Annotated in this window: 14 protein-coding genes; 6 read left to right on the plus strand and 8 right to left on the minus strand. The window is 45.9% G+C overall.

Annotated features, from left to right (window positions below; translation table 11 throughout):
• The first annotated feature begins 4 nt into the window (after positions 1-4).
• From thiH to C7Y69_RS10720, 3 genes are all read left to right on the plus strand, one after another.
• Positions 5-1129: a 2-iminoacetate synthase ThiH gene (gene thiH, locus C7Y69_RS10710; RefSeq protein ID WP_126872689.1), complete on the plus strand. Its 1125-nt coding sequence runs from the start codon at positions 5-7 to the stop codon at positions 1127-1129.
• Between the two features lie 194 nt (positions 1130-1323).
• Positions 1324-2505: a YHYH protein gene (locus C7Y69_RS10715; protein WP_126872690.1), complete on the plus strand. Its 1182-nt coding sequence runs from the start codon at positions 1324-1326 to the stop codon at positions 2503-2505.
• 202 nt (positions 2506-2707) lie between these two features.
• On the plus strand, positions 2708-3934 hold the full coding sequence (locus tag C7Y69_RS10720; RefSeq protein ID WP_013786101.1) for a threonine/serine exporter ThrE family protein: 1227 nt from the start codon (positions 2708-2710) through the stop codon (positions 3932-3934).
• 106 nt (positions 3935-4040) lie between these two features.
• Here C7Y69_RS10720 and C7Y69_RS10725 read toward each other — a convergent pair whose 3' ends face one another.
• Positions 4041-5015 (minus strand): DUF697 domain-containing protein, encoded by a 975-nt coding sequence (locus C7Y69_RS10725; protein ID WP_126872691.1) that lies wholly within the window; start codon positions 5013-5015, stop codon positions 4041-4043.
• Complete coding sequence (locus C7Y69_RS10730) at positions 5008-6402, minus strand: YcjX family protein (RefSeq protein ID WP_057794852.1); 1395 nt, start codon at positions 6400-6402, stop codon at positions 5008-5010. Before C7Y69_RS10730 ends, C7Y69_RS10725 begins: the two co-directional genes overlap by 8 nt.
• Before the next feature lie 227 nt (positions 6403-6629).
• On the opposite strand from C7Y69_RS10730, the gene C7Y69_RS10735 reads away from it, so the two are divergent.
• Entirely contained in the window at positions 6630-6974 is a 345-nt protein-coding gene (locus tag C7Y69_RS10735) for a carboxymuconolactone decarboxylase family protein (RefSeq protein ID WP_013786104.1), read from the plus strand.
• Between the two features lie 96 nt (positions 6975-7070).
• Here the strand turns inward: C7Y69_RS10735 and C7Y69_RS10740 are convergent, their stop codons facing one another.
• Both C7Y69_RS10740 and C7Y69_RS10745 read right to left on the minus strand, forming a co-directional pair.
• Entirely contained in the window at positions 7071-7832 is a 762-nt protein-coding gene (locus C7Y69_RS10740) for an MBL fold metallo-hydrolase (protein WP_126872692.1), read from the minus strand.
• Positions 7833-7964: 132 nt separating this feature from the next.
• Positions 7965-8870 (minus strand): LysR family transcriptional regulator, encoded by a 906-nt coding sequence (locus C7Y69_RS10745; protein ID WP_126872693.1) that lies wholly within the window; start codon positions 8868-8870, stop codon positions 7965-7967.
• Positions 8871-9105: 235 nt separating this feature from the next.
• On the opposite strand from C7Y69_RS10745, the gene C7Y69_RS10750 reads away from it, so the two are divergent.
• Together C7Y69_RS10750 and C7Y69_RS21855 are read left to right on the plus strand one after the other, a co-directional pair.
• On the plus strand, positions 9106-10326 hold the full coding sequence (locus C7Y69_RS10750) for an acyl-CoA dehydrogenase family protein (RefSeq protein WP_126872694.1): 1221 nt from the start codon (positions 9106-9108) through the stop codon (positions 10324-10326).
• Positions 10327-10359: 33 nt separating this feature from the next.
• Positions 10360-10491, plus strand: coding sequence for a hypothetical protein (locus tag C7Y69_RS21855; protein WP_260563499.1), 132 nt, complete (start codon positions 10360-10362; stop codon positions 10489-10491).
• Between the two features lie 103 nt (positions 10492-10594).
• Here the strand turns inward: C7Y69_RS21855 and C7Y69_RS10755 are convergent, their stop codons facing one another.
• The 4 genes from C7Y69_RS10755 to C7Y69_RS10770 form a co-directional block, all read right to left on the minus strand.
• Positions 10595-11128 carry a hypothetical protein gene (locus tag C7Y69_RS10755; protein ID WP_260563500.1) on the minus strand — a complete coding sequence of 178 codons (534 nt, stop codon included), beginning with the start codon at positions 11126-11128 and terminating at the stop codon, positions 10595-10597.
• A gap of 127 nt (positions 11129-11255) precedes the next feature.
• The gene (locus C7Y69_RS10760) at positions 11256-12377 is read right to left on the minus strand and encodes an ABC transporter permease (RefSeq protein WP_126872695.1); all 1122 of its coding nucleotides are present in this window, start codon (positions 12375-12377) and stop codon (positions 11256-11258) included.
• A 3-nt stretch (positions 12378-12380) separates the two neighbouring features.
• Positions 12381-15173, minus strand: coding sequence for a ribosome-associated ATPase/putative transporter RbbA (gene rbbA / locus C7Y69_RS10765; RefSeq protein ID WP_126872696.1), 2793 nt, complete (start codon positions 15171-15173; stop codon positions 12381-12383).
• Positions 15170-16234, minus strand: a complete 1065-nt coding sequence (locus C7Y69_RS10770) for an HlyD family secretion protein (RefSeq protein WP_231885014.1) — start codon at positions 16232-16234, stop codon at positions 15170-15172. Before C7Y69_RS10770 ends, rbbA begins: the two co-directional genes overlap by 4 nt.
• Positions 16235-16290: the final 56 nt, after the last annotated feature.

Raw genomic sequence — 16290 nt, forward strand, 5'->3', positions numbered from 1 at the left:
AGTCATGCGTATAGCAAGCACACTCATGTCGCAAGACTTATCAGATATAGCCCTTTCTATTCAAAGCAAAACCAGCAAGCACGTAGAGCAAGCGCTGAGTAAAACCAGCCGTAATTTAGATGATTTCATGGCGTTGATATCACCTGCTGCCACACCTTATGTAGAAGAGATGGCCGCGCAATCTCAAATGCTAACCCGGGCTCGATTTGGCAATACCATGGGGTTATTTGTGCCACTATACCTTGCCAACTTGTGTGCGAACGAATGCACATATTGCGGCTTCACCATGAGTAACAAAATAAAGCGCACAGTGCTGAACATAAACCAAATAGAAAGAGAAATAGCCGCCATTACCGATATGGGGTTCTCACAAGTATTGCTGGTAACAGGCGAGCACGAGCAAAAGGTAGGCATGCCTTATTTTAGTGAAGTGCTACCGGCAATAAGGGCTAAAGCGAGCAACGTCATGATGGAAGTGCAGCCGTTGCCACAAAAAGACTATGAAACCTTAAAGACCCTAGGGGTGGATGCGGTATTAGTTTACCAAGAAACCTATAACCCTCAAGCGTACGCAAAATACCATACTCGGGGCAAAAAGCAGGATTTCTTATGGCGTTTGCAGGCCAGCGATCGTATTGGCGCAGCAGGTATTGATAAAATAGGTATTGGCGCATTATTAGGGTTAGGTGACTGGCGTACCGATAGTGTGATGACTGCCCTGCACGGCCAGCTTATTCAGCAGCATTACTGGCGAAGTCGGGTGGCTATTTCTTTCCCGCGCTTACGACAGTGCGAAGGCAATACCAACGATTCAGTTAATTTATTAACCCAGCAGTTTCCTAACGAAACGCAACTGTTGCAATTGATATGCGCTCACCGTTTGTTTAACCCACAAGCCGAACTGTCCCTATCTACTCGTGAATCGGCGCGATTTCGCGATGGTGTGTTACCACTAGGTATTACCTCTATGTCAGCAGGGTCGCAAACTCAACCTGGCGGTTATAGTGCGCCTTCAGAAGCGCTTAACCAGTTTGATATAGATGACACCCGCGCTGTAAATTTGGTAGCCGCCGCCATTGAAGCAAAAGGGTTGGAGCCGGTATGGAAAGATTGGATGGCTTTTAGTTAGCCATTCAATAAATACCTTATTTTCTGTCACACCCTTTTGTTTGTTTTTGGCCGTTATATATGGCTAAGACATGGCCTCGTCGTGCTATGTAAGCGATGAGTAATACTTATTGTTTCTGAGTGTTAATCCAAAAAGCCCTCTGTAAGCTACTATTACTAAGCAGCTTTGTTTTAACCGTGTGGAAAAGGATAGCAATGAAGAATAACAAACTACGAAGACTAGCGTTGGTTATGGGTGTGTTTACCCTAAGCTCACTTGCCGCGTGCGGCGATCATTCCAACCCAGACTCCCACGAGCACCCAAAAAAAGAATCAACAAAACAAAGTACAAACGCTTCACTCCCAACCACTACCGAATACTTTACTGATGACGTGATTGTTAGTGATGGCCTTGTAGACTGTACATTGAGCGATGGCAGTGAATCTTCGTGTTATATCGTTACTATGCCGGTAAATAGCGGTATAGACGTTGGGCACGACAAAGGGCCGTGGTGCCCGCGTAATATTAACGATACCGCTGAAGACGCGGGAATTTGGTTGAGTGATAACCAAGTATACGATGCGGATGGCAACTTTATAGAAAACCTAGCCACCTTCTATAGTGATGACAATTGGCAGCTGTTTAACCCTGAAACGGGTGAAGTTAAAGTGACCGATAGCAAAGATGCCTGCCTTGCTGCTGCGCGCCCCGATGTTGCCCCCGAATATCAGAACTACTGCGTTGAATGCCAACCTGAATACGCGGAAGATGTTGAACCACAAAAATACCTTATTCCCGCCTACCCTAAAAAAGCATCACGCATTACCCAATTCGACCCTCATGGTGGAGTAGGCCTTGCTTTCAACGGTATTAAGATGGATGCGCCTGCGCCAGTTGATGCCATTTTAGGGGCTTACACTCTTGCCCCCTTTGATGACTGTGGCGGACACGTTAACCCTCATGTTGGGTACCATTACCATGCCATTACCGAATGCTCATCTATTGATACTGCGCTTTCTACCCACGGCAAAATGTTAGGCGTAGCACTAGACGGTTTTACTATTTTTGAACGTAAACTCCCTGATGGACAAGTACCTGATGATCTTGATGACTGCGGCGGGCATGCTCTAGATGGAAGTAGCGTTGATAAAGAGAAAGAGGGTGACATCGGTTACCACTACCATGCTGGCGATGCCGGAAGTAACCAAATTTTAGCCTGTTTCAGTGCACCTCAAGGTTGCGCTATACAGGGTGACAGTATGCAGTGCGATACCAAGCGAGGTGGCCCTGGTGGTCTTGTTGATCATCCTCCTGGTGGCCCTCCTGGAGGTCTTCGTGATGATGGCCCTCCTGGGGATCTTCCACAAAATAAGCGCCTTCCTAGTGACGCATCTTAGTAGAAAAAAGCATTAGTTTTTCTAACGTGAAAATTTAATAAATGTTTTTTGCGTTATGCTTATTTTGCCTCTACAATCCGCGCAAATTTTAGCCAAGCCTTTTTATACTCAAAAATTCAGGCTTGGCTTATTTCGCTACCGCACTTAGCGGTGAATGCACTTTTATTTTTATTAAAAAATAACCCCCAAGTAGGACAAGTCGTTGGACACTGTAGAATTTATTCAAATTCGGAGATTTATTGTAAAGCTTGGCAAAATGCTGCACAAATACGGCACGCCTGCTTTTCGACTAGAAGCTTACTTACTAGAAGTTGCCACCTACTTAGGCGTGCACGCTTCATTTATTTCCACACCGACTTCATTAACTTTTGTTATTTGGAGTGACAGACACGAAGATGAATACAATCATGCTTCTCGCCTACTTCCCGGCGACCTAGACATGAACGCGCTATCACTTACCGATGAGCTTGCAGGCTCACTACTAAACGGTGAGCTTACTCTAGCAGCAGCCGATAAACGCCTTGATGAAATTGATGCTATGGGTAGCCCCTATGGGAAATGGCTTACGGGTGGCGCCTTCGGTATGGCTACCAGCGCCTTTGCCATGCTAATGGGTGCAAGCTGGGCTGAAATTGGTTGGTCAGGTTTACTAGGCTTACTTGCCTATGTATGGACATTGTGGTCCGAGCGTTCTAAGCGGGTTAATTTAATGCTAGAACCGGCTACCGCTTTCATTGCTGCCCTACTCGCGTGTGCTATTGGTACTTACATCGACCCAGGTATTAACATTCCTCTTATTGTACTTTCCTCGGTAATAGTATTTGTTCCTGGGCTTGCCCTTACCATGGGGCTTGCCGAGCTTTCGTCCCGCAATATGGTATCGGGCACTGCTCGCACCATGGATGCAGTAATGCAGTTGTTTAAGCTTTATTTCGGTGCTTTTTTAGGCGTATCGGCAGGCTTTAGTTTATTTGGCGAGAACGTATACCAACCGGCTGAGTCTTTGCCTTATTGGGCAACGTGGTTATCGGTATTTCTATTATGTTTAGCGCTAGTGGCTATTTTTCGCACCCGGGTTAAACATATTCCATGGGCCATGGCGGCGGCCTTTATTGCATACAGTGCCACGGCGTGGAGCTCTGATTACATGAGCCCCGGATTAGGCGCATTCGTGGGAGCCTTCGCCCTAGGGCTTTTTGCCAATGCTTTCACCCGCATTGCAAATCAGCCTGCTACCATTGTGGCTATGCATGGGCTAATTGTATTGGTGCCGGGGTCTAAAACTTATATTGGGTTGAACTCGTTTATTTCGGGGCAAGACTTTGTACAAGCTGATCATTTAGGTCAAGAAGTGTTCTTGATTTTTATGTCGCTAGTAGCAGGGCTTATATTTGCTAACGTTGTAATGCCAACTAAAAAAGCCCTGTAGTGCGGGGGTAGTTTAGCAAGATACATCGACTTTTCGTCACGTATTCATGCTTGTAAAAGGTATCATTTGGAAAATAACAGCGTTATGAATAACGCTGTTATTCGCCCTATTTTAATAGCTTCATTAACGCCTTTCCTAAACGCACATTAAGCGCCCCTGCGGCGACGGCTTCAGCGGAATTCTCCATAAATTTTGCACTTAACGAACCGCCAATTTGATTGGCTACTTCATCGGTAGCCAAGTCGAATACCCCCTGTGCGGCAATATTTTGGGCAAGTACGCCGAGTAGTTTCCAATTGCCTATGGTGCCAGGTCGAAGGCCATAAATTTTGGCCATGCGCCTTATGGTACGAAAGCTTATCCACATGACTGCAAAAGTTTGAATTAAGTTATTTGGGCTAATAAATGCCAAGCTTCCTGCGGTAATCGATTCTTTGTTAAGTACTTTTTGCGCTTTTTGCTGCACCGCGTTTAATACCGTATCGTGATACAGCCCCAGCCGCTCTTTAGCAGACATATCATTGTGAAGCTGCTTTTGGTAAATAGCGAAACAGTGCGCAGCATAAGACGATGAGGTAAAACGGCTACCATGGCGTTTGAGTACTTTGTCGACGGTCTCAATGCTATCTTCACCGGTTAACGAAGCGATAGTTTGCCCATCATCAATGGCCTTATTGATTTGCTTATAACCTCGCCATTCTCGAAAGCTCAAATAACTGAAACAGGCCACAAAACCACTAAGTAGTGCGGCCAAAGCAGTGCTAGCAATGGGATGCTCGGCTACGCTTGCCGTAAGCGTGGTGTAGGCATCGAAAACAAAGAAGCCAATAATGGAAAGTACACCTAGCCCCAAGGTTAACCCACCAGTAGAAATACGCGCTTTTGCGCTGTCCATTTGCCATTCGTTGGTTTCAGTTTTTGCGGGCATTGCAGTATCGGGGGGCCTAATATCAAGGCGCTGCTGTACCACTTTGGGGCGATAGGCCGGCGGAGCTGCACTTGTCGGTTTCTCGGTACTTTTATCTATCGAGCTTTGTTCATCTATCGAGCTTTGTTCGCTCATCGAGTCTTGTTTATTCATTGGAAACTCCTTCGGCCAACAAGAACTGGAGTAGTCTGTCCAACCCTCTGCCGGATAGTATTCGCGCCATATAGTCTTGCGGCACTTGGGTGTTCAATACTGGAAAATGTGCATCTGCTTCCATGGCTTTAAGTGAAGCCGGTATCGGTTCAAATGCCGCTTCTACATAACCATTCTCGGCATCTTGATAACGCAGTGCATTTGGCGAGCTGCCTTCATCCGTGACTTGTATTGCCGATACTAAAAAATGCTCAAATTTAATAGGCTTATCAACAAACCGAGCTCTTGCACCTTCAGTAACCTGCTTGAGTAACGATAACAAGTTTTCGCGCTCAGACACCGGGATTAAATCAGCTTTTGTGGCTACAAAAGCCACTCGGCCAATGGCTTCTTTGCGCATAACATTGCGGGCAAACCACCCTGTTTGGCCATACACAAAGGTGTCGGCCAAATGACTAAGCGTTTCTTTTAATTGATACAAATGCTGACGGCTGTGATTTAACCCTTCGAATAAATCCACCAAAATAATTTGTTTGTCGGTTTCCCGAAATACAGACTGCTTTAACGGCGTTAACCAGTCTTTTTGAAACCTCGTAAAATGCGCATCAAATACCTTGTACCAAGGATGAGATACATCGCTGGTAATACTTGATGGTAACGGCGCAAAGCCTAACTGCTGCCAATCAAAATCACTCGAATCTAATAAGAAGCTGCCGGGTTGTAGCAAGGATATTCCATTTTTTTTCGCCACCACTAAATAATGTCGATAGGCACTCACGAGCGCGTTAATGTTCTCTTGTGTGGGCAGTTGTTCGAAGTCAAAGGCGTTAACCACCGTTTTCCACTCATTCGCAAAATGCTGCTGAGGCCCGCTACTTAATTGCGCCCATGCAGAATCAGACCACTGAGCGTAGGTTTTACCTAGCATAGGAATATCGGTTATCCACTCCCCTGGATAGTCGATAAATTCAAAAACAATATCGGTGTGGGGCAAAAGGTGGCGCTTAATACTCATGGTTTGTGTTAACCGCACAACAAGCTTAAACCCATAAGCTTCTTCGGTAGCCTCAGGCCACCGACCTGATGCCAGCGCATCCATGTTCTCTTTGAGAGGGAAAGGCTTGTACCCGTCTATGGGTTCAATCCGCATGAATTCTACCTGTGAAGGCGGAAGATATCGCAACAAAGGCATACAAGCATAACCTTCTTCGCTGCGACTTTTCAGCATGGTCATTAAGCTGGTGAACAACATAGATTTTCCGCTTCGGCTTAAGCCGGTAATGGTAAATCTATGGGTTTCTTTACTGAAAATATCAGACAGGGTTTCCCCTGATGCTGACGCGGCTAAGCGCACCTTATCAAGTAAAGAAGACAAACTGTTTTGCATGAGCCACCCGTTCCCTTTTAGTTGCACTTAACCATACGTGCCTCTACATAATGTGGTCATTAATTGATGTAAGACAAGCATATTGCACGTTTTGTTACAACTTCCGCAATTTCACCTTAATCTAAGTTGACGACTATATGATGCACTGATACATAAGCTTATATGCATATAAGAATTTTTTTACTTTGTGCTTAGTCTTTACCGTTAATAGTAAAAAGGATCATCAAATGAGCAAGTCGTACCCTGATATAACTAAACGCATTTCAGATAACATGAAGTCTCTTCGCGCTGGCATACCCGACACCATGCAAGGTTTTTCAGCTATGGCGAAAGCAGCAACTCAAGACGGCGCCCTAGATAAAAAAACCAAAGAGCTAATTGCATTAGCCATTGGTATTTCAACGCGGTGTGACGGCTGCATTGGCTTTCATGTAAAAGCATTGGTCGATTTAGACGTAACCAAAGAAGAGTTAGAAGAAACACTAGGGATGGCAATTTATATGGGCGGTGGCCCGTCACTGATGTACGCTGCTGATGCCATGTTAGCCTACGAGCAATTTACTCAGGGGTAATATGCATTAACCGAATTTAGTATGCTGGCTTTGGCTAAAGCGCCTTTAGATAAAGCCGCCTTCGCACTTTTGCAATATGCACTTTTACTGAACCCACTAGTGCTGAGCGGTTTTGCCAAACAGCTTTCGATTTATACGGTTTTTAGCTGAGTGCCAGTGATTCTTTGGCAAGGTAGGCGCGTTCTCGATAACGTGATCAAAAGGAATATCAGCCAACTGTACCGGTGCAACATGGGCGCAAAAAATAGTTTCTATAGACGACTGCGCAATACGTTGTAGCGACTTTCGATATTGATTTGGGTGGCATAAGGGATAAGGTGGTACTAACTCACCTTTTACTTTTACCAATAAATCGGCCACGTACGCTTGCCGCGTAGGTTCGTGCATAATGGTAAGATCGTGGTCAGTGTGCCCCGGAGAATAAAGTACCTTCCACTCGTTAAAAAAGGGCAGATTTTGCTCGTCTTCCAGCAAGATATCAGCCCGCAATACAGGGTTATACCAAATAGACTCACGCTGCTTACCTATGCGGTTTGCTACCCACCACGTCAGGCCCAAATCAATGGCGTGGGCTGCTCTGCCCATTAAGCCAGCATACCAGCTTTTTGCTTTTGGGTGCGCGGCAATAGACGCCCCGGTTAACGCCTTAATTCTTGCAGCGCCACCAGCATGATCAGGGTGCATGTGCGTTACCACAATCAATTTTAGGTCGCTTAAAGGCCGATGTAAGGTCTCAGTAATAAACTGGCTCACCGTTTCTACATCGGCGCGACTACACCCATCTAATAGCAGTAAGCCATGCTCGTGCTCTGCTAGATAGATGTGTTGAATGTAGCCCGAAAGGGTATGGATCTTCATTTAGATTCTCATGGCGTTGAGTTGAACGCTGTCGTTAATACTACGTGGATTGTGGGTGTGACTTATTTTTGTAGCAAAACACGCCAACAATTCGTACTGAAATACTAACAAACATTACACATAACAACCAGATCAAGCAAACAACTGTAATACCAGAGCCTTAAGCCACATTAACCCTGGCTCGCCTTCTTGATGCTGATGCCAGTACAGATGTGTTTCCAATGCGGGTAAGTTGAAGGGCAGTGCCGCGATACTTAAGTTTTCGTCAGCAAGGGCGCTGGCAATAGAGCCTGGTAAGGTTAACAGCGCGTTGGTGTTCGCGGTAACCTCTGCCGCAGCCCGATAATTTTGACAACGCCATAGCGAAGGGCGGCTGACTCCAAGTTGCTGTAGGGCAATCTCCTCTACCGAGGCCCCTTTTATTCGATTCGACACCGTAATATGCCGTGCATTTAAATAAGCCGCTGCACTTAGGCTATCACGCAAAGCATGCTGTGTATTCATTAGTACGGCGTAGTTATCACGGGTTAGCAAACAATGTTCAACTGGCGGTGAAATGGGCCGGCCAATGTCTACCACTAAATGTAAATTGCGATTACTTAGGTCGGCTACCATGGTGTCGCGATTTAATCGCGCACTCACAATTTCGACATTAGGGGCGTGAACTTCAAGCTTGGCTAGTAGTGCCGGTAAAACACTAAGCTCTAGCGACTCTTGCATAGCAATAACGAAGCGCTGATGGCTGTGAGCAGGATTAAATTCGGTAAATTCACTTAGTGCGCGGCGAATATTAGCTAACGCTTCTAGAATTTGAGGTGCTAACCGTTCGCAGGCGGCCGTAGGCAGCATATGGTTTTTTTCACGAGCAAATAGTGGGTCGCCAAGAATTTCGCGAAACCGTCGCATGGCGTGGCTAACCGCTGATGGCGTGATATGCAGCGACTCTGCGGCATGGGTCATGTTACGCTGCTGCCACAAAGCTTCAAACACTTTCAGTAAGTTTAAGTCGAGCTTTTCAAATTGCCGTTTATCTTGCATTAAGGCTTTCCCTTTAATACCTAAACCGCCCCACAACAAACTACGCTGAAAAACAGTGCTAAAGCCACCTATTGAAACCGGCTCTCAACATCACAGCGCAGTGAATAGCATTCACAATACTATCGGACTAGATTTCATTTCATTCATTCTAGTAACTAAACTACGCTATAGCTATCAAATTTATTACCCACTGCTTTTAAGCTACTAGCCATTTGTTAAGCACCCGAGGATAGTCATGGATTTTTCGCATAACGATAAAACAAACGCCCTACTCGAAAAACTTGATGCATTTATTGCTGAACATATCGAGCCCATTGAAAATGAAGTTTATGATTTTCATCATAAAGAGAACCACCACGGTGATTGGAAAAAGTGGAAGCTACACCCTAGCACCGAGGCACTAAAACAAAAAGCCCGCGAGGCAGGATTGGCTAATTTATTTTTGCCCGATGCTGAGCTTGGTAAAGGACTAACCACGCTAGAATATGCGCCTATGGCTGAGCGTATGGGCAGATTTCTTTTCGCCCCTGAGATATTCAACTGTAACGCGCCAGATACAGGCAACATGGAAGTGCTTTATCACTTTGGTAACGATGCGCAAAAAGCCAAGTGGCTTACCCCGTTGCTAGCAGGTGAAATACGTTCTGTGTTTGGTATGACAGAGCCTGACGTAGCATCGTCTGACGCCACCAATATGGCAGCAACCATTATTGAAGATGGCGATGATGTAGTGATCAACGGCAAAAAGTGGTGGTCTACCGGTTTGGGGCATCCCAACGCTGCTTTCACTATATTCATGGGCTTATCTAACCCAGAAAATGACAAACACAGCCGCCATAGCATGGTGATTGTGCCACTAGATACACCAGGAATTACCATAACCCGTATGCTAGATGCGTATGGCGATTACGATGCCCCTTATGGTCATGGTGAAATGCATTTTGATAATGTACGGGTAAGTAAAGAAAACCTAGTGATGGGTTTAGGTAAAGGCTTTGCAATTGCTCAAGGCCGTTTAGGCCCTGGCCGAATTCACCACTGTATGCGCGCCATCGGCATGGCTGAAAAATCACTAGAGCTTGCCCTTAAACGTGGCCACGAACGGGTCGCGTTTGGTAAGCCCATTATTCGCTTAGGCGGTAATTTAGAGCGTGTTGCTGAAGCACGTATGGCCATAGAGCAAGCCAGACTATTAACCCTTCATGCCGCATGGAAGATAGACAACCTTGGCGTGAAGCACGCCATGACAGAAATATCTGCCATTAAAGTGGTGGTGCCTAACATGCTGCAATCGGTAGTAGACATGGCCCTGCAAATTCATGGTGGTGCTGGCATGTGTAGCGACTTCCCATTAGCACGCTTTGCTGCAGGTGCTCGCGCACTACGATTAGCTGATGGCCCTGATGAAGTGCATAAAGGCATGGTGTCGCGCATAGAGCTTAGAAAGTATCAATAAAACAGCCTTGAGCGGATAAACAGCCCTGAGCGGATGAACAGCCCTGAGCGGATAGACAGCCCTGAGCGGATAGACAGCCTTGAGCAGATAGACAGCCCTGAGCGAATAGACAGCCTTGAGCAGGTAAACAGCCCTGAGCGGATAACCAGCCTTGAGCGTTTATAAATAACCTTGAGCATTAAACAAAAAAAGAGGCCTACTTTTCTAAGTAGGCCTCTTTTTCTTATTCACTCTTCAGTATTAGGTGCTCAAACGAATGGTGTTCACGCTACTCACTGTCTTCGTTCAAACGACTATGAATGAGCTCAAGTTTGGCAAAACTTTTGTTTAACTCTGGGTTCGTCATGACTAACGCCAACACGTGTTCATAGCTTTCTTCGCGAGTTTGTTTGGTTAAAAATTTAATCATTTGGTCGCTAGGTAATCGACTCAAATCAATCCCTGTGCCAGTAGACATGGCTTGGATATACATTTCTCGCGCAGTTTTAACATACCGAGGCTCACAGGTTTTTTTGGCAATTTTGCTGCCTATAGGCCGATGATAAGAACAGAGCACGTCAAACTTCGCCACTTCATTTAATTCATGATACATATCCAAGAAATCAAATTTGGCTTTATTGAATTCACGCTGTAATTGCGGTTTTGTTTTTTGTCCAAGTATTTCAAATTTCTCATACTGTCGAGTTTTATCATGCTGCGCAAATACTGCACTACTAAACAGAATAGAAGCTGCTGTGAATAGGCCTGCTAAGTGCTTTATGGTAGCGCCAGATATAGCGGAAGTGGTGTGTGCCTTCATCATTTGTTCCCTTTTTGATGCGTTAAATTCAACCTAGCACATGTACGATTTATAGGCAAAAAAATAGCTATTGTGCCTTCTGCTACCGCTTGGGGCTTGGGCTCGCGCCTTTCTTGGCAAAACCTTCTTTTTAAGCCATGCTACCCACGGTGCTTTTAAATCGACGTAGGGCAATATAATAAAATACCCCACCAATAAATGTTAGCGCAATAAGTTGAGGGTACACCACACTTAGCCCAGCCCCTCTGTACAGCACACCTTGTGATGCCATAACAAAATGAGTATTAGGCGCAATAAGCATAATGTTTTGAATTAAGTCAGGCATACTTTCTCTTGGTGTTACACCACCAGACAGCAACTGAAGCGGTAATAATACTAGAATCAATAAAAGCCCAAACTGTGGCATAGAGCGCGCGATGGTTGCCATGAATATACCTAAACTGCTCACCGCAAATAGGTGAATAGCCACCGCCAGCATAAATAACCACACATCGCCATTAATGGGGACACCCAACACGTATTGAATGACCAAATACACCGACATGAGTGTAGCAAGCCACACCATCAATAAGGTAGCGGCAATTTTCGATAACATTATTTCACTGCTTGATACAGGCATTGCCAATAAATGCTCTATTGTACCCCGCTCTTTTTCTCGAATAAGCGCAGCGCCCGATAAAATAATCGCAATCATCGTCACCGCATTAATGAGCTCCATCACTGAACCAAACCAGAAACTTTCTAAGGCAGGGTTAAACCGCGCGCGCATGATTAAATCTACGGTATAACTGGTTTCTGACTTGTACCCCGCCACGTAAGCGGCCACCTCTTCGCCGATAATTTCAGTAATATAGCCGTTACCGGTAAACGCCTGGCTAATGCGGGTAGCATCTACGTTAACTTGCACATCAGGTACTGAACCCTTCATTACGTCTTTTTCAAATTCAGGAGGTATCGTCACGACAAAGGTGTACTTTCCCGTATCTAAGCTGGGGGTAACGTCTTGTTCAGAAATAATGACGGGGGTTAAAAAATAGGGAGGCACAAAGCCGTCTATCACCCGATGAGAAAGCTGCGAACGGTCATGATCCACAAACGCAATCGGCGCGTTATGCAAAGACTCAGGTACTGCTGTGGCCGCCGTGTAAATGTTTAAGGTGAACACATAGAAAATGAGCACCAACATCACAGGGTCGCGCCATAAGCTCCATAATTCTTTTACACTAAGATGCAATACATTGTTAAGTTTCATTACTTAGCGTTCCTGTTTCTTAAGTAGCGCCACTGACAACCACAGGGTAATAGGAATGCTGATAGCGATGGCATACACCGCAAAATCTAATGAACCAAAGCCCAACCCTTTACTGAAAATGCCTCGACTGGCTAATAAAAAGTAACTAATGGGATGCATCTCACCAATAATTTTTCCTGCGCCCTCTAGTGCTGAAACCGGCGTGATCATGCCCGCAAATTGTACCGCAGGTACCATGGTTCCTATGGTAGTAAGTAGAATAGCGGCAATTTGGCTGTTGGTAAAAACAGACGCCAACAAGCCAAAACTGGTAGAAAAGGTCACAAACAATAACGCGATTATGGCAAACGCGAAGACATCGCCTTTAAGCGGTACTTTAAAAAAGTACACCGCCATCAGAACCAATAAAATGAAGCTTACAAACGAAGTAAGGATATAGGGCACTTGTTTGCCCAGCAGAAATTCGAGTTTCGATACTGGCGTCACATACAAGTTAATAATTGAGCCTAGCTCTTTTTCTCGCACCACGGCTAACGAGGTAAGCAACGCCGGTATCATCAATAACAGCATTGGAATAACCGCAGGTACAATGGCAACTAAGCTTTTAATATCGGGGTTATACAAGTAGCGCGATTGCACATCAATCAGCGAGGTAGAAGTGGTCGTGCTCATTTGAGAAGCTTGTTCTAACAACCAGGTTAAGTGAATGCCTTCAACATAGCCTTCAATAGTTTCGGCTCTAGAAGGCATAGAACCATCTATCCATGCGCCAATTTGTACGTTCTCACCTTTATGGAGCTTTTGGCCGAAGTCCGGCGGTATCTCAATGGCCAGTGACAACTCGCCACTTTTCATTCGCCGGTCCATGTCTTCGTAACTGGTAATATCAGGCTGGGTGACGAAATATCGTGAACCTGCAAGGCTATTGGTGTATTGCTCACTGATGGCAGACTTGTCGCGGTCGAACACCGCATATTGTAAATCTTCTACATCCATGGTTATGCCGTAGCCAATGACCAGCATCAATACGATAGAGCCTAAAAATGCCATGGTTAAGCGGATAGGGTCGCGCATTAACTCCAGCGTTTCACGGGTGGCATAACTCATTAAACGTTGTAGCGACTGTCTATAGCGGCTCTTTTGTTTTGTAGCCGCAGGCACTGCACGGGTATCTTCTTTTTCTGGGCTGGCTTCTTGTCCCGCTGAAGAAACACCTTTCTTCAAGCTAGCCTCTTCGCTTTGCACATCATCTTTACTTGGCTGCGCGGCTTCTAAGTAGTCGATAAACGCTTCTTCTAAGCTCGCAGCTTGCTTGTGGGCCACAATGGCCTTAGGTGAATCAGTTACCAGCACTTTGCCAGCGTGCATAAGCGAAATGCGATCGCATCTTGCCGCTTCGTTCATAAAGTGTGTGGAAATAAAGATAGTCACACCATCTTCTCTGGCTAAACTAATAAGTAGACGCCAGAAATTATCCCTCGCGATGGGGTCTACCCCCGATGTGGGTTCATCTAGAATCAGTACTTCAGGTTTGTGTACCATGGCCACCGCCAACGACAACCGTTGACGCAACCCTAACGGTAACGATGCGGGCAACGCATCTTTGTGATGACTTAGTGAAAAGCGCTCAAGCATCTCTTGTACGCGAGCCTCACGCTGCTTGTTATCTTGAGTATTAGCCTGTGTAAATAGCCGCGCGTGTAGTACCAAATTTTGTTCAACGGTAAGCTCGGTATACAAGGAAAAGCTTTGCGACATATAGCCCACGCGGTATCGCGTGGCAATGTCGTTCGGATCTAATACGCTGCCTAACATCCATGCTTCGCCAGAAGTTTGTGGCAGAAGGCCAGTCAGCATTTTCATGGTGGTAGATTTACCGCAACCATTCGAACCCAAAAAGCCAAATATCTCGCCTTTTCGAATAGAGAAACTGACGTTATCAACCGCAGTAAAATCACCAAACTTCATGGTGAGACTTTTCGCCTCTATGGCAATAGGCGCGTGAGCGCTTTCATCAATAGGGGTTATAACCACGGGCAAGTGGTTACGTTTTATCGATTCGGGCAATAGGGCAATAAATGCCGACTCTAGATTATCCGTTTGGGTTTTCGCCAGCAGTTCTTTCGGCGTACCTGTGGCTAACACCTTGCCATCGTTCATGGCAATAAGATGTTCAAATTGCTGCGCTTCATCCATATACGCGGTGGCAACCAGCACCGTTAGATCAACCTGCCCTTTTCGAATATCCGCAATTAAGCGCCAAAATTGACTGCGCGCTAACGGATCTACGCCGGTAGTAGGCTCATCTAAAATCAGTAATTTAGGATCGTGAATAAGGGCACAGCATAAGCCTAACTTTTGCTTCATTCCACCAGACAGCTTGCCCGCAGGGCGAGATAAAAAAGGAAACAGCCCAGTACGCTTAGTTAAATTATCGATACGTTTGCGGCGTTCGGCGCGTCCGTGCCCAAATAGCTTGGCGAAAAACTGTAAGTTTTCTTCAACCGATAAGGTGGGATATAGATTCTTGCCCAATCCCTGTGGCATGTAGGCAATATCCGCACAAATGGCTTCTCGGTGAGCCCGCTCACGCATGTCGCCATCAAGGACATTAAGCGTACCTTGCTGCAACGCCCGTTCACCAGCAATAAGCGATAAAAGCGTAGATTTCCCCACGCCATCAGGCCCAATGAAACCAACTGTTGCACCACGGGGAATTCGAAGTGATATATCTGCGATAGCGGTAGTTGATTTGTAATGAACCGTCAGACCTTCACAGGTAATGACGTCTGTCATAGCGCAACCAACTCAGGCACATCACTTGGCCACGTTGCGTTATCATCAAGCTTAACCCATACCACGCCAGGCAAGCCTGTTTTTACCTTTTCGATATGTTTTTGTAGTAAGTCTTTAGGAATTTGCGCTTTTACTCGGAACATTAACTTTTCTCGCTCACTTTCGGTTTCCACTGAACGGGGCGTAAACTGCGCGACATCAGCCACGTAAGAAATACTGGCAGGAATAGAAATATCAGATGCGGCATCTAAAACAATACGTGCTTCAGAGCCAATAGAAAGTCGCCCTACTTGAGTAGCAGGCAAGTAAAATGTCATATAAACATTGGTTAAATCTACAAGGCTTAGCACACGTCCACCCGCGGCCACTACTTCACCAGGTTGCACAACACGGTATTGAATACGCCCGTTGCGCGGCGCTTTTAATAACATATCGTCTATTTCAGATTCAATTTGCGCGATGGTAGCATCGCTTGCCGTTACCGCCGCTTGGGCTGATAAATGCTGAGATTTAGAGGCTTCAATGGTGGCGTCTGCCGCTGCAAGCCTGGCCGCCGCGGCATTTACTGCCGCCTTTGCACTTTCTACCGTAGTTTGGTTATCTTCCGCCAATTGTTTCGACACAGCACCAGTTTTTGAAAGCTCATCGGTGCGTTTAGCGTGGGCTTCTGCCGCTTTTAACTCGGCTTCGGTTTGAAGCAACGCTGCCTGTAAGGCAACCTTTTCACTCTCACGCTGCGCAATGGCCATGTGCGCTGCGGCTACTGCACTTTGCGCCTGCACGCGCTGTGCATTGGCTTGACGAAGTTGGCCTTGAATAGTCGTGGTATCAAGCTTGGCGACTAGCATTCCTGCTTCTACTTGCTCACCTTCATCCACATAAATGGCTTCCACTCTTCCCGCTACCTTAGCAGCAATACCAATTTCAATCGCTTCAATTCGACCATTACTCGACACCACATCTTCTTGCTCTGCACCACCGAAGAAGGCGTTATAACCAAGCACCAATAATACAATCAACAAAAAAACTAAAACGAAGGGGGTCTTCTTCACTGTCTTCACGGCAACGCTTCCTGTGTAATGAATCTCGCTGCCTGAGAAGCGCGAGTAGTTTCACG

It is taken from the genome of Alteromonas sp. KS69 (assembly GCF_003989595.1).
Taxonomy (GTDB): domain Bacteria; phylum Pseudomonadota; class Gammaproteobacteria; order Enterobacterales; family Alteromonadaceae; genus Alteromonas; species Alteromonas naphthalenivorans.